The sequence below is a fragment of the Kitasatospora sp. NPDC001261 genome, assembly GCF_042896795.1.
Taxonomy (GTDB): Bacteria; Actinomycetota; Actinomycetes; order Streptomycetales; family Streptomycetaceae; genus Kitasatospora.
Window position 1 is genome coordinate 213,953 of the sequence record NZ_JBIAXP010000009.1, and the last position, 18,966, is coordinate 232,918.

Genomic DNA, 18,966 nt, shown 5'->3' on the forward strand with positions numbered 1-18,966 from the left:
CGCGGCCTTTCCGGGCCGCGCCGGTGCGTGCACGGCCGTCACGCCCGCGTGCAGAGCCGTCGCGCCGGTGCGTGCGCCGGGCCGGGGCCGCTGCCAGGATGCGCGGGACGGTCCCCCCGCCCCTCCTCCCGACTCCCCGGAGCAGCTCCGATGGCCAGTGACCCCGCCGCGACGGCACGCCCCAGCCACCCCGTCGATCCGCCGCCGGTGCGCCGGATGGTCCCGCGCGACCGGAACGAGCCGCACCGGGTCGCCACCCCGCTGGAGCTCTTCTTCGACCTCTGCTTCGTGGTCGCGGTCGGCCAGGCCGGGCGCGAACTGGCGGGCTCGCTGGCGGCCGGGCACTACGGCGACGGCCTGCGCGGCTACGTGCTGGCCTTCTTCGCGATCTGGTGGGCCTGGATGAACTTCACCTGGTTCGCCTCCGCGTACGACGTCGACGACGTGCCGTACCGGATCACCACGCTGGTGCAGATCGCCGGGGTGCTGATCCTCGCCGCCGGCGTGCCGCGGATCTTCGCCACCCAGGACCTGACGCTGGGGATCGTCGGCTACCTGGTGATGCGCCTGGCGATGGTCACCCAGTGGCTGCGCGCGGCCGCCGGCGAGCAGGGCCCGGCGCGCCGGGTCGCGCTGGGCTACGCGGCGGGGATCACGCTCTGCCAGGCCGGCTGGGTGGTGGTGCTGTTCCTGCCGCAGGACGTCCGGCTGTACGTCATCCCGGTCGGGGTGCTGTGCGAGCTGGCCGTGCCGGTGGTCGCCGAACTGCGGGCGCGGACCTCCTGGCACCCGCACCACATCGCCGAACGGTACGGGCTGTTCACCCTGATCGTGCTCGGCGAGACGGTGGCGGCGGCGACCGTCGCGGTGCAGTCGGCGGTGGACGAGCACGAGGAGCTGGGCCGGCTGGTGCCGGTGGCCGCCGGCGGGCTGCTGATCTGCTTCGCGGCTTGGTGGATCTACTTCGCCCGGTCCGTCCACGAGCACCTGCGTTCCAACCGGCAGGCGCTGGTCTGGGGGTACGGGCACTACCTGGTGTTCGCCTCGGCGGCGGCGATCGGCACCGGGCTGGAGGTGGCGGTGGAGTCGGCGGTGCACCAGGCGCACATCTCCGAGACCGCCGCCACCGCGACGGTCACCGTGCCCACCGCGCTCTACCTGGTCACGGTCTGGTTCCTGCACTCCCGGCACACCAAGCGGGGCGCGGCGGCCCAGGCGGTGGCGCCGGCGGGGGCCGCGCTGGTGCTGGCCTGCACCGGGCTCGGCGGCTCCGGGGTGCTCGCGGCGGGCCTGGTCTGCGCGCTGATGGTGGCGGTGGGCGTGCTGGTCCACGGTCGGGAGAGCAGGCGGGCGGGCGCCCGCCGGGCCTACTGATCCGCGGGGCACGCCCAGTTCGAACCGCCCAGTCCGAAACCGCCCTGTCCGAACAGCCCGTCAACCGACCCGGCCCAGCAGCACCGGCTCGTGCCGCGCCAGCCAGTCCAGGTAGGCCGGGTTGACCTTGGCCAGATCCAGGTAGGCGGCCCGCAGTTCGCCGTACAGCGCGTCCAGCGCGGGCGGGCTGAGCACGCGCGGACGCCAGGTGAACAGCAGCCGCACGGCCAGCGGGTCCCCGTGCACCGGGCGGACCACCGTGCCGGGACCGGGCAGCGAGGTGGGCTGGCAGGGGCGGACGGCCTCGCCGGAGGCGACCAGCTCGGCGGCGGTGGCGTTGTCCCGCACCTGCACCACCCGGGGGTTGAGTCCGGCCTCGGTGAACACCCGGCGCATCGCCGCGTACTCGTGGTCGGCGGTCGGGTCGACCATCCAGGTGTCCTCGGCGAGGTCGGCCAGGTGGACGACGTCGCGGGCGGCGGCCGGGTGCCCGGCGGCGAGCGCGACGAACTGCGGCTCCCGGGCCATCAGCACCCGGTGCTCGGCGTCCGGCGGGACCCGCAGCGGGAAGCCCTCGCACTCGTGCACGAAGGCCACGTCCAGCTGGTCGGCGGCGACCATCCGCAGCAGCGCGCTGGCCGAGATGTCCACGTGGATGGTGGTGTCGGTGTCCGGCAGCCGCTCGTGCACCCGGCGCAGCCAGGCCGCGACCGCCCGGCTGCCGACGCTGCCGATCCGCAGCCGCCGCTGCCGGCCGGGGCCAGCCGAGTCCCGCGCCTCCTGGCGGGCGGCGGCCACCAGGGCGGCCATCTCGGTGATCACCGGCCGGGCCCGGGAGAGCACCGAGTGGCCGAGCGCGGTGGGCCGGCTGCCGGTCTGCTCGCGGGTGAACAGGGTGCCGCCGATGGCCCGTTCGATGCGGTGCAGCTGGGTGGTGAGGGAGGGCTGGGTCATGCCGAGCTGGAGCGCGGCCTTGCGGAGGCTGCCGCTGTCGGCGATCGCGCACAGCACCCGGAGGTGTCTCACGTCGAGCTCCACGTCGGGAGCATAGACGCCGTCGCACGCCTTCGCCAAGGACATGACAGGCATTCAAGGCGTGCCGAAGGGCCGGCCGACGGATCGACCGGCTGAACGGCCGACGGATCGACCGGTGCGCCGCACGACGGCACCGGGCCGCTATGCGGTGGTGCTATCGCCGGTTGGCATCATCCGCGACGGCCCCGCCCGGGTCGAAGCTCGGGGGCAGCAGCCCGCCCCGGCCACCGCCCGGGGCGGCCCCCACCGTGCGCCCCGGCCGGGCCCGGCCCCCATTGGGCCCCGGCGAGCCGGCGCACCGCGAAACCGGAGTCCCCACATGAAGCGATCCGTGCTGTCCGCAGCCCTGGGCCTGACCCTCGCGGCCGGCCTGGCGGTCCTGCCCGCCACCGCCGCGACCGCCGCGCCGGCTGCCCCCGCCGCCCCGGCCGTCCAGGGCTACACCCCCTCGACGTACGCCGGTTCGGCCGCGGAGGCGGCGAACAACCAGGCCTTCTTCCAGGCCGTGATGGCCTCGGCCAAGGCCAAGCAGGCCGCCAACCCGGGCCTGGCGACCGTCACCGTCACCTACGACACCGCGAACGCGCCCTCCTTCACCAGCCAGATATCCCAGGCCGCGCAGATCTGGAACAGCTCGGAGACCAACGTCCAGCTCCAGGCGGCGAGCGGCAGCGGCGACTTCTCGTACTACGAGGGCAACGACAGCCGCGGCTCCTACGCCAGCACCGACGGCCACGGCCACGGCTACGTCTTCCTCGACTACCAGCAGAACCAGCAGTACAGCTCGCTCCGCGTGGTGGCGCACGAGACCGGCCACGTGCTCGGCCTGCCCGACGACTACTCCGGCCCGTGCAGCGAGCTGATGTCCGGCGGCGGCCCCGGCCCGTCCTGCACCAACCCGTACCCCGACGGCAACGAGCGCAGCCAGGTCGACTACCTCTGGGCGAACGGTCTCGCGGCGCGGAACTGACGCGAGCGGCAAGCGGGTTCGGGATGGCGGGCCGCTCGGCCGGAATCGAGCGGCCCGCCACCCCGGGTACTTCCCCGGACCGGAGCCTAGCCGCCGCCGGAACGGAATGCCAGGGGCACGATTGAGTCAAGGAGAGGAAAAGACAGCTCAAATCGACTCCATAGCAGGGGTATTGAACGGTGCTATCGCGGGTTGGCATCATCCGCGCACGCGCCGGGTTGCCCGAAGCTCTGGGGACACCACCCGTTGACCAGGTGTTCCCCCCGGCCGGCCCCCAACCGGCCACGTCACCTCAGGAATCGGAGCCCCCACATGAAGCGATCCGTGCTGTCCGCCACCCTCGGCCTCGCCCTCGCGGCCGGCCTCGCCGTGCTGCCCACCACCGCCGCCGCGGCCGCGACGCCGACCGCCCCGGCCGTGCAGGGCTACACCGCCACGACGTACGCCGGTTCGGCCGCGGAGGCGGCGAACAACCAGGCCTTCTTCCAGGCCGTGATGGCCTCGGCCAAGGCCAAGCAGGCCGCCAACCCGGGCCTGGCGAGCGTCACCGTCACCTACGACGCCAGCTCCGCCCCCTCCTTCCGCAACCAGATATCCCAGGCCGCGCAGATCTGGAACGGCTCGGTCGCCAACGTCAAGCTGCAGTCCGGTTCGGCCGCCGACTTCCGCTACTACGAGGGCAACGACAGTCGCGGCTCCTACGCCAGCACCGACGGCCACGGGCGCGGCTACGTCTTCCTCGACTACCAGCAGAACCAGCAGTACAGCTCGGTGCGCGTGGTGGCGCACGAGACCGGCCACGTGCTCGGCCTGCCGGACCACTACTCCGGCCCGTGCAGCGAGCTGATGTCGGGCGGCGGCCCCGGCACCTCCTGCACCAACCCGTACCCGAACACCACCGAGCGCAGCCGCGTCAACTCGCTCTGGGCGCGCGGCTGAGCCGGGCGCTGAACCCCGGGCAGTGAACCCCGGACGGTGAACCCCGGACCGGCCGCCTCGGCGCGGCCGGTCCGGGGCCTCGTCGGTTCCCGGGTGCGATCCGGTCCGGGGCCTCGTCGCTCCCCGGCGTTGTCGGTGCCGCGTGCGAGCATGCGGCCGAGACCCGTACGCCCCGACCGCCAGGAGCCACCGCCATGCCCCGTTCCGCCCCCGACCGGCTCGCCGACCTCCCGTACGCCGAGCTGCTGCGCCCGCACACCGGGCCGCTGCGCGCCGACGAGCGGTACGACACCGCGCACTTCGACGGCGGCGAGCACACCGACGAGTCGGGCGCCGGGGCGGCCTTCCTGGAGTGCGCCTTCACCGGTGTCGCGCTCAGCGGGGTCAAGCTGCGCCAGGCCCGGTTCAACGAGGTGTGGGTGCAGGCCGGCCGCTGGGTCGCCTGCGACCTGAGCGACTCCGAGTGGCAGGACAGCTCCTTCGTCGGCGGCGTGCTCGCCGGGGTCGCCGGGTACGGCTCGGCGCTGCGCCGGGTGGTGTTCCGGGGCTGCAAGCTGGAGGCGGTCAACCTGCGCTCGGCCGTCCTGCGGGACGTCGTCTTCGAGGACTGCCTGCTGCGCGACGTGGACTTCGGCGAGGCGAAGCTGACCGGGGTGTCCTTCCCCGGCTCCACGCTGGAGGAGGTCCGGCTGCGCGGCGCCACGCTGAGCCGGACGGACCTGCGGGGCGCCGTCCGGCTCGGTCTGGTCGACGGCCACCAGGGGCTGCGCGGGGCGGTCATCAGCTCGCTCCAACTGATGGAGCTGGCCCCCCAGTTCGCCCACGCGCTGGGGATCGAGGTCAAGGACCGCTGAGCACCTGAGCCCCTCCGCGCGTTCAGCCGGGCGTCGCTCGGTGACGCCCGGGCGAACAGTCCGCCAAACCTGCCGTCGGCACCTGGTGGGCCGGTCGGGCCGAGGTGGAGACTTCTCCGCGATCGATGGCCCCGACTTGTGCACACAACATCGCCAGCGAAGGGACGGACCGGTCTGATGGCCGAGTTGAGTCGTAGGAAGTTCGTCACGCTGTCCGGCGCCGCCGCGGCAGGCCTCGCCGTGGCCGGCACCGGAGCGGCGGGGCCCGCGGGGGCCGCCCAGGGAAGTGGCGCAGCTCCCGCTTCCACCGCCGCGCTCAGCGCGACCGGCACCATCACCGACGCCCGGCACGTGGTGATCCTGATGCAGGAGAACCGCAGCTTCGACCACTACTTCGGCACGCTGCGCGGCGTGCGGGGCTTCGCCGACCGCAGCGCCATCCAGATCTCCGGCGGCTACAGCGTCTTCAACCAGCCGAACGGCCTGCTCGCCCGCCAGTACCCCTGGCAGTTCAGCCAGACCAAGCCGGCCGGCGGAGCGGACCCGGAGCGCCTCGCCCAGTGCAACGGGGACCTCAGCCACGGATGGGGTGACCAGCACAAGGCCTGGAACGGCGGCAAGATGGACTCCTGGGTCGCCGCCAAGGGCAACGTCCGCACGCTCGGCTTCCTCACCCGCCAGGACATCCCGTTCCACTACGCCCTGGCCGAGAACTGGACCATCTGCGACGCCTACCACTGCTCCGTGCTCAGCGCGACCGGCCCCAACCGCACCTACCACTGGTCCGGCCAGATCGACCCGGCCGGCACCGCGGGCGGCCCGGCCTACGACGGCGGCGACGAGAAGGGCCTGCGCTGGCAGACCTACGCCGAGGCGCTGGAGAGCGCCGGCGTCAGCTGGAAGGTCTACCAGAACGCCGCCGACAACTACGGCGACAACGCCCTGGCGTACTTCACGAACTTCACGGGCGCCCAGGCCGGCAGCCCGCTGGCCGTCAAGGGCATGGGCTCGGTGCCCAAGGTCACCGGGCGGACCCCGGACGACATCGCCGCCGCCATCAAGGCCGACGTGCTGGCCGGGACGCTGCCGCAGGTGAGCTGGATCGTCCCCGACCAGGCCTCCTCCGAGCACCCGTACGCCACCCCGGTGGACGGCGCGCACTTCGTCCACATGGTGATCGACGCGCTCAACGCGGACCCGAACGTCTTCGACTCGTCCGTCCTGTTCATCAACTACGACGAGAACGACGGCTTCTTCGACCACGTCCCGCCGCCCGCCGCCCCGGCCGGCACCCCGGGCGAGTTCTACAACGGCACCAACATCGGCCTCGGCTTCCGCGTCCCGCTCATCGCCGTCTCGCCCTGGACCCGCGGCGGCTGGGTCAACTCCGAGACCTTCGACCACACCTCGGTGCTGCGCTTCCTGGAGACCTGGACCGCCGCCCTCGGCAAGCCCGCCACCTGCCCGAACATCAGCGACTGGCGCCGCCGGGTCTGCGGCGACCTCACCAGCGTGTTCGACTTCGCCAACCCGGTCTACGGCCTGCCCGCGCTGCCCGACACCTCGCAGACCATCGGCCTGTCCGCCTGCGGCCCGCTGCCCAACCCGGCCCCGGTGAACAACCAGCTCCCGGTGCAGGAGTCCGGCACCCGCCCGGCGCGCGCCCTGCCGTACCAGCCGAACGCCAACCTGGACCACCTGGAGTTCGGTTCCGGCGGGGTGATGAAGGTCTGGATCGCGATGGACAACGGGGGCGCCACCGCCACCAAGTCCGCCCACTTCGCGGCCTACGCCAACGCCTACCGCGGCGGCGGCCCCTGGCAGTACACGGTGGACCCGGGCGGCAGCACCAGCGACTTCTTCAACTGCGGCACCAACTTCGGCGGCGGCCCGTACGACCTCACGGTGGTCGGCCCCAACCGCTTCCTGCGCCGCTTCAAGGGCGACGCGACGAAGGCGGGCAAGAGCGCCGCCGTCACCGCCTCCTACGCCGTCGAACCGGGCACCGGCAAGCTCGCGCTCTACTTCCGGCTCGCCAACTCCGGCAGCACCCCGATCACGTTCACGATCGCGTCCAACAACTACCGGACGGACGGCCCCTGGACGTACCAGGTCCCGGCCGGCGGCAGCGTGAGCGACTTCTTCAACGCCGTGGCGTACAACAACGGCTGGTACGACTTCACCGTGACGGTGGATGCGGACAGCACCTGGTCCCAGCGCTTCACCGGCCACCTGGAGACGGGTGCGGCGAGCATCACCGGCTGACCGTCGTTCCCACCGCGCCGAACGGGGCCCCACTCCTCCGCCGAGAAGTGGGGCCCCGTGTCATCGCCGCCAGAACAGGTGGTGCGCCACGCCGCTCGGGCTGGGGACGACCTCCAGGTGGAACCGGTCGAGCAGCTCGTCGGGGGAGTCCCAGAGCTTCAGCCCGGTGCCGAGCTTCACCGGGGAGACCGCGACGTGCAGGGTGTCCACGAGGTCGGCGTCGAGGAACTGGCGGATGGTGGTGACCCCGCCGCCGAGGCGGACGTCCTTGCCGTCGGCGGCCTCCCGGGCCTGCTTGAGGACGGTGGCCGGATCGCCGTCGACGAAGTGGAAGGTGGTGTCGGAGAGCGTGAACGACGGCCGGGTGTGGTGGGTCATGACGAACACCGGCGTACGGAACGGCGGCTCGGCACCCCACCAGCCGCGCCACTCGTGGTCCTGCCACGGGCCGCGCTGGGGCCCGAACTTGTTGCGCCCCATGATCTCGGCGCCGATGTTGCGGTCGAAGTCCCGGGTGAAGTAGTCGTCCAGGCCCCGGCTGCCGCCGGGGTCGGTGCGCATCGGCCAGCTCGCGGTGGCCCCGGCCCAGGAGAAGAGCCGCTCGGGGCGGTCGAGGCCGAACGGCAGCTCGAAGCTCTGGTGCTCGCCGGCCGCGACGCCGTCGCTGGAGACATTGAAGTTCATGACTCTGAGCAGTTGGTTCATGACTGGGGCTCCTGTCCCGTGATCGTGCGGCGGGGTGCCGCACACCGGGACGTCGGAGCGGACCCGGCGGGATTGACATCGGGCCCGGGACTTTTTCGAGGACTTCTCTCGGGGGCGGTCCGGGCCCGTCAGGCGAACGGGCCCCGGGGGAACCACGGGTCGTGGACCTCGCGGGGCCCGTCCGGGGTCAGCAGGGTGAGGCCGAGCGCGCCGGAGGCGTACTCGGCGAGCTGCACCGAGCCGTGCCGGGTCTCCAGTTCGGCCTGCACGGGCACCGGCAGCTTGGTCAGGGCCCGCCGCAGCTGCAGGGCGTCCCGCCGGCTGATCGGCTGCGGCGCGCGCAGCACTAGCCGCAGCGGGCTCATCGGCCCGGCCACCGGCACGCCGCTGCCCAGCTCGTAGCCGACCGCGCCGATCGGGCCCCAGGGCAGCCGGTGGTCCGCGACCAGGCGGCCGACCTCGGGCAGCAGGGCCAGGGCCGGGATGCCGGCGAGCCGTTCGGGGGCCAGGTGCCCGCGCCGGTCGGGGAGCTGTTCGGGCCGCAGGGTCCGGGCCACCGCCGCCCAGGGGGCCAGGGCGTCCAGCCGCTGGCCGGGGCGCGGGCCGCGCACGGTCACCGGGAACCACAGCTCGGGCGCGGCCTCCGGGTCGCGGGTGCAGCGCTGGGGGTGCGGCAGGTCCACCGGGTTGCCGACCACGGCGGGCGCCCGGCCGACCGTCACCCAGGGGTGCGCCCGCAGCACGGCCCGTGCCCAGTCCGGGAGTTCGCCGCCCGCGAGGGGCCGCAGCGAGCTGGGGCACTGCATCAGCAGCAGGTCGTGGGCGCCGGGCAGCCGGCCGTCCAGGGCGGCCAGCGGGCCGACCCGCCGGCGCGGTCCGTCGTGCTGGTCCTCGGCGGTGCGCCGGGCGGGGCTTCCGGGGTGTACGACGGTCACTGCGGGCTCCAGGGGGTGGCGTGGATGTCGCCGACGGCCACCACCCTCCGCCCGTCCGGCGGCTCCCGGCTACGGCCCTTGGACGCGTTCACCAGGGACCAAAGGCTCAAGGTGCGCCCGTCCGTGCCCGGTGTGAGAGTGGGGGACAGCCCGGCATTCCGTCGTTCCCCCCGGAGGAGGAGCCATGGGCATCTTCGACAGGTTGTTCCACCGGCCGCAGCACGAGTCCGTCGGGCAGGAGTCCGCCCAGCGGGCCGCCCTCGCCCACGACGAGGCCGCCGACGCGTACGGCGACGACATCGAGCGCACCCGGGAGCAGCAGGAACGGCTCGCCCAGGAGGAGGCCGACCGGCGCGCCGCCGAGAACATGACCGCCGAGGGCGACCCCTGGGGCTGAGTCCGGAGCTCAGGCCGTACGCGGCGGCAGCGGCGGGCGGCGCAGGTCCGGCCGGGGGGTGTCGGCGGACGGCGGCTCGGCGGCGGGGGCGTCCTCCAGCAGCTCCAGGGCCAGCTGGACGGCGGCGACCAGCTCCGGGTGGCGCCCCCGGGCCCAGTCGCGCGGGGTGCGCAGCACGTGCACGTCCGGTTCGACACCCCGGTTCTCCACCGTCCAGCCGAGCCCGCCGCCGAACCAGGAGGCGTTCTTCGGCACCGAGATCTGGGTGCCGTCGCCGAGGGTGTGCCGTCCGCTCATCCCGACCACCCCGCCCCAGGTGCGGGCGCCGATCACCGGGCCGAGCCCGAGCAGCTTGATCGCCGCGATGATCACGTCGCCGTCGGAGCTGGTGGCCTCGTCGGCCAGCGCCACCAGCGGTCCGCGCGGTGCGTGCCGGGGCCAGCGGACCGGGCGGCGGTCCCGGGTGAAGTCCCAGGCCAGGACGTGCCGGGAGAGCTTCTCCAGGACGAGTTCGGAGACGTTGCCGCCGGCGTTGCCGCGGACGTCCAGGACCAGCGCGGGCTTGTCCAGTTCGCGCCGCAGGTCCCGGTTGAACTGCGCCCAGCCGGAGCCGCCGAGGTCCGGGATGTGCAGGTAGCCGCACCGCCCGTCGCTGAACTCGCGGACCAGGGAACGCCGTTTGGCCACCCAGTCCTGGTAGCGGATGGGCCGCTCGTCGACCAGCGGGGTGATCACGATCCGCCGCACCGGGCCGTCCGGGGCGCCGCGCAGGGCCAGTTCGAGCGTCGTGCCGCCGGTGCCGGCCAGCAGCGGCAGCGGTCCGCGCAGCGGGTCCACCGGGCGGCCGCCGACCTCCAGGAACTCGTCGCCGTCCCGCACGCCCTGGGCGGCGAGCGGGGCGCGGGCGCGCGGGTCGGAGGTCTCGCCGGGCAGCACCCGGTCGACCAGCCAGCGGCCGTCGGGGGAGCGGTGGGCGTTGGCGCCGAGCAGGCCGAGCGGCTGCTGGGCGAGCACCGGGCCCTCGGCGCGCCGGGAGGGGGTGACGTAGGCGTGCGAGGTGCCGAGTTCGCCGAGGAGTTCGCGCAGCAGGTCGGCGAAGTCGTCGGGGGAGCAGACCCGGTCCAGCAGCGGCTCGTACTGGGCGACCAGCGCGGGCCAGTCCAGGCCGGACATCCGCTCGTCCCAGAACTGGTCCCGGACGATCCGGGCCGCCTCGTGGTAGGCCTGGCGCCACTCGGCGGCCGGGTGCACGGTGTGGGTGATCCGGCGCAGGTCGACGGTGGTGCCGGCGGCGGGGGCGGCGACCGGGACCACCCGCAGCGTCCCGGCCGAGTACACCGCGATCGAGCCGCCGTCCCCGGAGACCGCGTAGCCGTCCAGTTTGTCGACCAGCGTGCTGCGGGTGCCCCGGGCCAGGTCGAAGTGCTCCAGCGAGGGGCGCCCCGAGGTGTCCTCCGGGCTGGCGAAGGTCTGCCCGAGGGTGCCGGAGATCGGCCAGCGCAGCCAGACCAGCCCGCCGCGCACCGCGTCGGTGGCCGAGTACTTGGAGGCGATCACCGGGAACTGGAGCAGCCGCTCGCCGATGCCCTCCGGGTCGACCCGGACGGTGCCGTCGCCGCCTTCGCCGTGCGCGGCGCCGTCCTCGGGCGGGGCGGTGAACGGTGAGGGGGTGTCGGCGGCGAGCGGGACGAGGTACGGGCGGCAGCCGACCGGGAAGGAGAGGTCGCCGGTGTGCACGTCGTGGACCGGGTCGAAGCCGCGCCAGGACAGGAAGGCCAGGTAGCGGCCGTCCCGGGTGAACACCGGCTGCTCGTCCTCGAACCGGCCGTCTGTGACGTCGGTGGTCGCCGCGGAGGCGTCGGCGCGGGTGAGCCGGATGCGGCGCAGCGAGCGCCCGGCGACCGGCTCGGACCAGGCGGTCCAGTGCGAGTCGGGGGAGAAGCGGGCGCCGGTGACCGGCCCGTAGCCGGAGGCGGCCAGTTCGCGCACCCCGCCGTCGGCGGCGGAGACCAGCAGCAGCCGCCCGTCCGAGGTGGTGGCGGCGAGCCGGCTGCCGTCGGGGGAGGCGGTGAGCTCCAGGACGCGGCCGATCCGCCCGGCGGCGAGCACCCGGTGGCGGTGCTGCTCCGAGCGGGGGTGCCCCGGCAGCGGCACCACCTCGATCGCGTCGGCGCCCTCGGCGTCGGTGACCCAGGCCGCCTCGCCGGTGTGCCCGAGCAGCACCGGCAGCCGGGTGCGCACTCCGGGGGTGTCGGCGAGCGCCCGGGCCGGGCCGTCCTTGTGGGTGAGCCAGTACTGGCTGCCGCGCACGGTGACCACCCCGGCCCGGCCGGTCTGGTCGCAGGCGAGGTCCTTGACCTGGCCGGCGGCGCTGACCTGGTACGGGCGGCGGCCGGCCCGGGCGCCGCCGAGCGGGACGTGCAGCCGGCGCGGGGCGGGGGCGGCCAGGTCGTCCAGCAGCCAGAGGTCGCCGGCGTGCTGGTAGACGATCCGGGTGCCGTCGGTGGCGGCCTCGCGGGCGTAGTAGGCGGCGTGGTCGGTGTGCCGGCGCAGGTCGGTGCCGTCCGGGCGGCAGGAGTAGACGTTGCCGATGCCCTCGTGGTCGGAGAGGAAGGCGATCCGGTCGCCGAGCGGGCCGCCGACCGGCATCGGCGCGGCGAGGTGCCCGGTGTGCCCGGGCAGGATCCGGTCGCCGTCCACCCAGAGCCGGCCGGTGGCGCCGCCCCGGTAGCGCTTCCAGGCGGCCGGCCCGTGCGGGGCGGCGCCGGTGAGCAGTACGGTCCGCTCGCGGCTCATCTGGGCGTCGCCGACCGGCCCCCAGGGCATCCGGCGGCCGGGGGAGCCGTCCGGCGGCAGGGCGTGCGCCCAGGTGTAGTGGCCGAAGGGCTCGTGGTAGGAGGTGACGGCCAGCACCTCGCCGTCCGGCAGCCAGCCGCGCACCCGGGTGTCCTGGCTGCCCCAGAAGCTGAGCCGGTCCGCCGGGCCGCCCTCGACCGGGGCGGTCCACACCTCGGGGGTCAGGGCGAGCCAGCTGGTCCAGGCGAGGGTGGTGCCGTCGGGGGAGAAGCGGGGGTGGCTGACCCGGGTGCGGTCGCAGCCGACCCGCCAGGCCCGGCCGGTGCCGCCGCCGCCGGCGTCCAGCGGGGCGATCCAGACGTCGTCCTCGGCGGTGAAGGTGAGCAGGCCGCCGTGCAGGTGGGGGTGGCGGAGGTAGCCGGGCGGGGTCACGCCTCCATCCTTCGACGGGGTGTCACCTCCGGCAACCGGAGGCAACCGGGGGCGGCCGGGCGCCGATGGGCCGGGGCCGCCCGAACCGGTCTGGACCATTGACACCTCCCGGCCGGATCCACTTCAGTGGTCTAGTCCAACTTGGGTGCCAGGCAGGGCCGTTCCCCCCACTGGCCCGTGCTCCGGCGTGCCCTCGGACGTCCCCCACGACCGCGCCATCGCAGGAGCACCCGCATGCGCAGAACCCTTCCCGGACAACGCCGCGCCACCATCGCGGCCGGCACCGCCTCCGCCGTCGCCGCGGCCACGCTGGTCGGCGTCACACTCGGCCTGGCGCCCACCGCCTCGGCCGGCGAGTTCCTGGTCAACGGCGGCTTCGAGTCCGGCTCGCTCGGCCCCTGGAGCTGCTCCGGCAACTCCGGCAGCGTCGTCACCAGCCCGGTGCACGGCGGCAGTCGCGCGCTCGCCGCGGCCGCCACGGCCGGCGACACCGCCCAGTGCGGCCAGACCGTCACCGTCGCCCCGAACACCACCTACACGCTCAGCGCCTACGTCAACGGCTCGTACGTCTACCTGGGCGTGGACGGCGGCGGCCCGAGCACCTGGACCCCGGGCACCGGCGGCTCGTACCAGAAGCTCAGCCTCAGCTTCACCACCGGCGCCACCCAGACCAGCGCCACCGTCTACACCCACGGCTGGTACGGCCAGGGCACCTACTACGCGGACGACATCTCGCTGGACGGGCCGGGCGCGCCCAGCCCGACGCCCACGCCGACGCCCACCGGGACGGCCTCGCCGACCGCCTCGCCGACCGCGACCCCGACGGGCACACCGACCGGGACGCCCACGGGCACGCCCACCGGCACCCCGACCGGCACGCCCACGGGCACCCCGACGGGAACGCCCACCAGCCCGCCCGCCGGCAGTCACGCCCTGGTCGGCTACCTGCACGCCAGCTTCGCCAACGGCGCCGGCTACACCCGGATGGCCGACGTCCCGAACTCCTGGGACTTCATCAACCTGTCCTTCGGCGAGCCCACCTCCGTCACCTCGGGCGACATCCGCTTCAACCGCTGCCCGGCCACCGAGTGCCCGACCGTCGAGTCGGACGACGAGTTCAAGGCCGCCATCGCCGCCAAGCGGGCCCAGGGCAAGAAGGTGCTGATCTCGATCGGCGGCCAGAACGGCCAGGTCCAGCTGACCAGCACCGCCGCCCGGGACACCTTCGTCAGCTCGGTCTCGGCGATCATCGACAAGTGGGGCCTGGACGGCCTGGACATCGACTTCGAGGGCCACTCGCTCTCCCTCAACACCGGTGACACCGACTTCAGGAGCCCGACCAGCCCGGTCATCGTCAACCTGATCTCCGCGGTGAAGACCCTCAAGGCCAAGTACGGCCCGGGCTTCGTGCTGACCATGGCGCCGGAGACCTTCTTCGTCCAACTCGGCTACCAGTACTACGGATCCGGCCCCTGGGGCGGCCAGGACCCGCGCGCCGGGGCGTACCTGCCGGTTATCCACGCGCTGCGCGACGACCTCACCCTGCTGCACGTCCAGGACTACAACTCCGGCTCCATCATGGGCCTGGACAACCAGTACCACTCGATGGGCGGCGCCGACTTCCACGTCGCGATGACCGACATGCTGCTCAAGGGCTTCCCGGTGGCGGGCAACGCGAACAACGTGTTCCCGGCGCTGCCCGCCTCCAAGGTCGCCATCGGCATGCCGGCCACCACCAACGCGGGCAACGGCTACGTCGCCCCGGCCGAGGTGAACAAGGCGCTCGACTGCCTCACCAAGCTGGCCAACTGCGGGACCTACGTGCCGCGTTCGGGCGCGCAGCCGAACCTGCGCGGGCTGATGACCTGGTCGATCAACTGGGACCGGTTCGGCGGCCAGGAGTTCTCCAAGAACTTCAACGGCTACTTCGGCCGCTGAGCAGCCGAGTCCCGGGCCGGCTGATCCGCTGACCCGGCCGCCCGCGGGACCGTGCTTGAACCTGACACCGGTGTGAGGTCCAAGCATGGTCCCCATGGCGACCACACAGCTCACCACCCCGGTACCCCCCAAGCCCTTCCCGCTCCCCGCCCTGCTCGCCCTGGCCACCGCCGTCTTCGTCACCGGTCTCACCGAGAACCTGCCCGCCGGGGTGCTGCCCGGGATGAGCGAGGCACTCGGGGTCAGCGAGTCCGCGGCCGGGCAGACCGTCACCGTCTACGCGATCGGCTCCGCCGTCACCGCGATCCCGCTCAGCGCGGCCACCGCCGGCTGGGGCCGCAAGCGGCTGCTGCTCACCGCGATGGCGGGCTTCGCGGTGGCCAACACCGTCACCGCGGTCTCCACCAACTACCCGCTCACGCTGGCCGCCCGCTTCCTCGCGGGCGTCGCGGCCGGCCTCGCCTGGGCCCTGCTGGCGGGGTACGCGCGCCGGCTGGTGCCGGTCGACCAGCAGGGCCGGGCCATGGCGGTGGCGATGGCGGGCGTGCCGGTCGCGCTGTCGCTGGGAGTGCCGGTCGGCACCTTCCTCGGGCAGGTGCTCGCCTGGTGGGTGCCCTTCCTGGCCATGACGGCACTGGCGGTCGCCGTGATCGGCTGGATCGCGGCGCTGCTGCCGGACCAGCCCGGGCAGCCGGCCGGTGAGCGGACACCGGTCCGGGACGCGCTCACCGTGCCCGGCGTCCGGCCGGTGCTCACCGTGACGGTGCTCTGGGTGCTCGCGCACACCATCCTGTTCACCTACATCGCGCCCTTCCTGGACCGGGCCGGCCTCGGCGGCGCCACCGGCACCGTGCTGCTGGTCTTCGGGCTGGCCTCGCTGGCGAGCGTCTGGCTGGTCGGCGCCCACATCCACCGCCGGCTGCGGCAGCTGACGATCGGCGGCGCGCTGCTGGTCGCCGTGACCGCGGCCGTCCTCGCGGTGGCGTCCGGCAGCACGCCGCTGGTGTACGCCGCGGCGCTGTTCTGGGGCCTCGGCTGGGGCGGCGCCCCGACCCTGCTCCAGACCGCCCTCGGCGACGCGGGCGGGGAGCGGGCGGACGCCGCCCAGGCCGTCCTGGTGACCCTGTGGAACGCCGCGATGGCGGGCGGCGGCGTGCTCGGCGGCCTGGTCCTGAGCGGCCTGGGCACCGGCGCCCTGCCCTGGACGGTGCTCGCGCTGATGCTCCCCGTCCTCGCGGTGGCCACCGCCGCCCGCCGGCACGCCTTCCCGTCGGTGCGGGGTTAGCCCCGCATCAGCCGGTTCACCTCCTCGACCACCTCGGGGGACGCCTTCGCGAGCGCGCCGGAGTCGTACGGCGGCTGGGGGTCGTACTCGATCAGCAGCTGGATCGCCTGGGCGACGGTGTCCCCGGCGATCCGGCCGGCCAGCGTCAGCGCGAGGTCGATCCCGGCCGAGACCCCGGCGGCGATGGCGTACTTGCCGTCGATGACGACCCGCTCCGTCCCGGTCGGCTCCGCCCCGTACCCGGGCAGCCGGTCGAGGACGCCCCAGTGGGAGGTGGCCCGGCGGCCCTCCAGCAGCCCGGCGGCGCCCAGGATCAGCGAGCCGGAGCAGACCGAGGTGGTCCAGGTGGTGGTCGCGTCGATCCGGCGCACCCAGTCGAGCACGGCCCGGTCCTTCAGCTGGGCCTCCGTCCCGGGCCCGCCGGGCACCAGCAGCAGGTCGGCCGAGTCCACCTCGTCCAGGGCGGCGTCCGCGGTGAGCGCCAGGCTGTGCACGTCGTTGCGGACCGGCCCCCGTTCGGCGGCGGCGAACACCACCTCGGCGCCGGGGAGCCGGGACAGCACCTCGTACGGGCCGACCGCGTCCAGGGTGGTGAACTCGGGGTAGAGCAGGATGGCGATGCGCATCAGTGACCTCCAGTGGGTTCGGGTCGGAAGCGGCGTCGGTACTCGGCGGGCGGGGCGGCCAGGGCCCGGACGAAGGCGCGCCGCATCGCCTCCGGGGTGCCGTAGCCGCAGGAGCGCGCGATCTCCTCGATGCCGTGGTCGGTGTCCTCCAGCAGCCGCCGGGCGGCCTCCAGCCGGACCCCGTCCACGTACCGGCCCGGGGTCACCCCCACCTCGGCGGCGAAGGCCCGGGCGAAGTGCCGCGGCGACAGCGCCGACCGGTCGGCCAGCGCCTCGACCGAGAGGTCGGCCTCCGGGTGCTCGGCGATCCACCGCTGCACCTCGCGCAGCGGCTGCCGGGCCGCCACCTGGGCGGCCAGCTGGGTGCTGAACTGGGCCTGGTTGCCCGGCCGGCGCAGGAAGACCACCAGGTGGCGGGCGACCAGCAGGGCCGTCTCGCGCCCGAGGTCCTCCTCGACCAGGGCCAGCGCCAGGTCGATCCCGGCGGTGACCCCGGCCGAGGTGGCGATCCGCCCGTCCCGGACGTGGATCGGGTCCGGGTCCACCTCGACGTCCGGGAACCGCCGGGCCAGCTCCTCGCCGTAGGCCCAGTGGGTGGTCGCCCGGCGCCCGGCCAGCAGCCCGGCCTCGGCGAGCAGGAAGGCCCCGGTGCACACCGACACCACCCGCTCGGCCGCTCCGGCCAGCTCCCGGATCCGCTCCACCAGGGCCGGGTCCGGGCGCCCGGTGTCCATCCCGCCGGGAACCAGCAGGGTGTCCACCGGCCCGACCCCGGCCAGGTCCGCGTCCGGCAGCAGCCGCAGTCCGCTGTGGCTGCGCACCGGCCCGCCGCCGGGGGAGGCGGTGGTGACCCGGTAGGCCGCGGGCTGCCCGGCGGCCCGGCCCGCCCCCGCGAACACCTCCAGGGGGCCGGTCACATCGAGGCTCTGCACGCCCTCGAAGAGGACGATGACCACGCTGTGCGCTCTCATACGGCCAGCCTCCCAACGGGGAGCGGTGGCAGCAATGACCTGCTTCCCACCTTTCCTGCCATCCGGCGCGTGCGGGAGCGAGGGCGGGGGCGCGTGCGGCGGCGCGGGACCGGAGGCGCGCGCGGGCGTACGGCGGAAACCGCGCGGGCGTACGCCGGAACGCCGGAAGGCCCCCCGCTCTCGCGAAGGGCCTTCCGGCTGTCTGTGCGCCGCCAGGGACTCGAACCCCGGACCCGCTGATTAAGAGTCAGCTGCTCTAACCAACTGAGCTAGCGGCGCCTGCTGACGTGGAGAACATTACCTGGTCAGCGGCTGAAACTCACAATCGGCCCGGGGCGGGGAGCCCGGCGCGCTCACATGGTCAGCACCACCTTGCCCCGGACGTGCCCGGAGCCGACCAGCCGGTGGGCCTGGGCGACCCGCTCGATCGGGAACGACTCCTCGACCTCCAGCCGCAGTGCGCCGGCCTCCCAGAGCTTCACCAGCTCGGCCAGCCGCCCGGCCGTCCGCTCGCCCCGCAGCTGCCGGACGCCCAGCCGCTCGGCGCCCGGGTAGTCGACCACGGTGCCGATCCGGTCCCGGTCGGCGACCAGTTCGACGGAGGCCTCCAGGGCGCCCCGCCCGGCGGCGTCGAAGGCCGCGGTCACCCCCTGCGGCGCCGCCGCCCGGACCCGCTCCACCAGCCCCTCGCCGTACGTGACCGGTACCGCGCCCAGCTCCCGCAGGTACGCGTGGTTGCGCTCGCTCGCGGTGCCGACCACGGTGGCACCCCAGGCGCGGGCCAGCTGGACGGCGACCGTGCCGACCCCGCCCGCGGCGCCGTGCACCAGCACGGTGTCGCCCGGGCCGACGCCCAGCTCGGTGAGCGCCAGGTGCGCGGTCTGGCCGGAGGCGGAGAGCGAGCCGGCCTGCTCCCAGGGCATCCCGGCGGGCTTGGCGACCAGCCGGCCGGCGTCGACCACGACCCGGTCGGCCTGGCAGCCCAGCACCCGGAAGCCCAGCACCTCGTCCCCGACCCGCCAGTCGCCGGCGTCCGGACCGAGGGCGTCGACCACCCCGGCGAACTCGTTGCCGAGGACGAACGGCGGCTCGACCGCCAGGCCCGGCGGACGGAACCCCTCCCGGATCGCGAGGTCCACCGGCTGCACCCCGGCCGTGTACACCCGTACCCGTACCTCGCCCGGCCCGGGCTCCGGGTCGGGCACCTCGGTGACCCGTAGGACCTCAGGACCGCCGCTCCCCGTCACGGTGACCGCTTTCATGCCTTTTCCCGCCCCTTCTCGATCCTTCTCGAACCTTCGTGAGCCTTCTTGATCCATCCGTTGTCGACGATCCTCGGGCCTGAAGTGCGCTTGAGGTCAAGCTTTTGTTCAGCGTGTCGACACTGATGGGCGCATTGTCAGATTTATCCTGGACGGCGCTCAGCCGTCCGTCGTCGAGAGGA

At 74.3% G+C, this 18,966-nt stretch carries 15 protein-coding genes and 1 tRNA gene; 8 read left to right on the forward strand and 8 right to left on the reverse strand.

Features of this window, described 5'->3' with window-relative positions:
• The first annotated feature begins 150 nt into the window (after window positions 1-150).
• A complete protein-coding gene (locus ACFY4B_RS14975; protein WP_387968167.1) occupies window positions 151-1,374 on the forward strand; it encodes a low temperature requirement protein A in 1,224 nt (407 codons plus the stop codon).
• A gap of 60 nt (window positions 1,375-1,434) precedes the next feature.
• On the opposite strand, the gene ACFY4B_RS14980 is transcribed toward ACFY4B_RS14975, so the two are convergent.
• On the reverse strand, window positions 1,435-2,412 hold the full coding sequence (locus tag ACFY4B_RS14980; RefSeq protein WP_241853111.1) for a LysR family transcriptional regulator: 978 nt from the start codon (window positions 2,410-2,412) through the stop codon (window positions 1,435-1,437).
• Between the two features lie 316 nt (window positions 2,413-2,728).
• Here ACFY4B_RS14980 and snpA (ACFY4B_RS14985) point away from each other — a divergent pair, with 316 nt between their 5' ends.
• The 4 genes from snpA (ACFY4B_RS14985) (at window position 2,729) to ACFY4B_RS15000 (ending at window position 7,437) form a co-directional block, all read left to right on the forward strand.
• Window positions 2,729-3,379: a snapalysin gene (gene snpA / locus ACFY4B_RS14985; RefSeq protein WP_387968169.1), complete on the forward strand. Its 651-nt coding sequence runs from the start codon at window positions 2,729-2,731 to the stop codon at window positions 3,377-3,379.
• Between the two features lie 312 nt (window positions 3,380-3,691).
• Entirely contained in the window at window positions 3,692-4,318 is a 627-nt protein-coding gene (gene snpA / locus ACFY4B_RS14990; RefSeq protein WP_049652228.1) for a snapalysin, read from the forward strand.
• A gap of 194 nt (window positions 4,319-4,512) precedes the next feature.
• Entirely contained in the window at window positions 4,513-5,172 is a 660-nt protein-coding gene (locus tag ACFY4B_RS14995; RefSeq protein WP_049652227.1) for a pentapeptide repeat-containing protein, read from the forward strand.
• Window positions 5,173-5,349: 177 nt separating this feature from the next.
• Window positions 5,350-7,437 (forward strand): phosphocholine-specific phospholipase C, encoded by a 2,088-nt coding sequence (locus tag ACFY4B_RS15000; RefSeq protein ID WP_387968171.1) that lies wholly within the window; start codon window positions 5,350-5,352, stop codon window positions 7,435-7,437.
• 60 nt (window positions 7,438-7,497) lie between these two features.
• Here the strand turns inward: ACFY4B_RS15000 and ACFY4B_RS15005 are convergent, their stop codons facing one another.
• Together ACFY4B_RS15005 and ACFY4B_RS15010 are read right to left on the reverse strand one after the other, a co-directional pair.
• On the reverse strand, window positions 7,498-8,142 hold the full coding sequence (locus tag ACFY4B_RS15005) for a dihydrofolate reductase family protein (RefSeq protein ID WP_387968173.1): 645 nt from the start codon (window positions 8,140-8,142) through the stop codon (window positions 7,498-7,500).
• Window positions 8,143-8,270: 128 nt separating this feature from the next.
• Complete coding sequence (locus tag ACFY4B_RS15010; protein WP_117487882.1) at window positions 8,271-9,077, reverse strand: phosphoribosyl-dephospho-CoA transferase MdcG domain-containing protein; 807 nt, start codon at window positions 9,075-9,077, stop codon at window positions 8,271-8,273.
• Window positions 9,078-9,261: 184 nt separating this feature from the next.
• Here ACFY4B_RS15010 and ACFY4B_RS15015 point away from each other — a divergent pair, with 184 nt between their 5' ends.
• Window positions 9,262-9,474 carry a hypothetical protein gene (locus ACFY4B_RS15015; RefSeq protein ID WP_049651940.1) on the forward strand — a complete coding sequence of 71 codons (213 nt, stop codon included), beginning with the start codon at window positions 9,262-9,264 and terminating at the stop codon, window positions 9,472-9,474.
• Between the two features lie 9 nt (window positions 9,475-9,483).
• On the opposite strand, the gene ACFY4B_RS15020 is transcribed toward ACFY4B_RS15015, so the two are convergent.
• Complete coding sequence (locus ACFY4B_RS15020) at window positions 9,484-12,702, reverse strand: S41 family peptidase (RefSeq protein WP_387968175.1); 3,219 nt, start codon at window positions 12,700-12,702, stop codon at window positions 9,484-9,486.
• A gap of 234 nt (window positions 12,703-12,936) precedes the next feature.
• On the opposite strand from ACFY4B_RS15020, the gene ACFY4B_RS15025 reads away from it, so the two are divergent.
• Both ACFY4B_RS15025 and ACFY4B_RS15030 read left to right on the forward strand, forming a co-directional pair.
• Window positions 12,937-14,640 carry a chitinase gene (locus ACFY4B_RS15025; RefSeq protein ID WP_387968177.1) on the forward strand — a complete coding sequence of 568 codons (1,704 nt, stop codon included), beginning with the start codon at window positions 12,937-12,939 and terminating at the stop codon, window positions 14,638-14,640.
• A gap of 94 nt (window positions 14,641-14,734) precedes the next feature.
• Window positions 14,735-15,925: an MFS transporter gene (locus tag ACFY4B_RS15030; RefSeq protein ID WP_082345741.1), complete on the forward strand. Its 1,191-nt coding sequence runs from the start codon at window positions 14,735-14,737 to the stop codon at window positions 15,923-15,925.
• Here the strand turns inward: ACFY4B_RS15030 and ACFY4B_RS15035 are convergent.
• The 4 genes from ACFY4B_RS15035 to ACFY4B_RS15050 all read right to left on the reverse strand — a co-directional run bounded on the left by ACFY4B_RS15035 (window position 15,922) and on the right by ACFY4B_RS15050 (window position 18,784).
• On the reverse strand, window positions 15,922-16,551 hold the full coding sequence (locus ACFY4B_RS15035) for a DJ-1/PfpI family protein (protein ID WP_049651943.1): 630 nt from the start codon (window positions 16,549-16,551) through the stop codon (window positions 15,922-15,924). The two genes, ACFY4B_RS15030 and ACFY4B_RS15035, sit on opposite strands and share 4 nt — an antisense overlap.
• Window positions 16,551-17,522, reverse strand: coding sequence for a GlxA family transcriptional regulator (locus ACFY4B_RS15040; protein ID WP_049651944.1), 972 nt, complete (start codon window positions 17,520-17,522; stop codon window positions 16,551-16,553). Before ACFY4B_RS15040 ends, ACFY4B_RS15035 begins: the two co-directional genes overlap by 1 nt.
• 205 nt (window positions 17,523-17,727) lie before the next feature.
• A tRNA-Lys gene (locus ACFY4B_RS15045) sits at window positions 17,728-17,801 on the reverse strand.
• A 74-nt stretch (window positions 17,802-17,875) separates the two neighbouring features.
• Entirely contained in the window at window positions 17,876-18,784 is a 909-nt protein-coding gene (locus tag ACFY4B_RS15050) for an NADP-dependent oxidoreductase (RefSeq protein ID WP_049651945.1), read from the reverse strand.
• Between the last annotated feature and the right edge of the window lie 182 nt (window positions 18,785-18,966).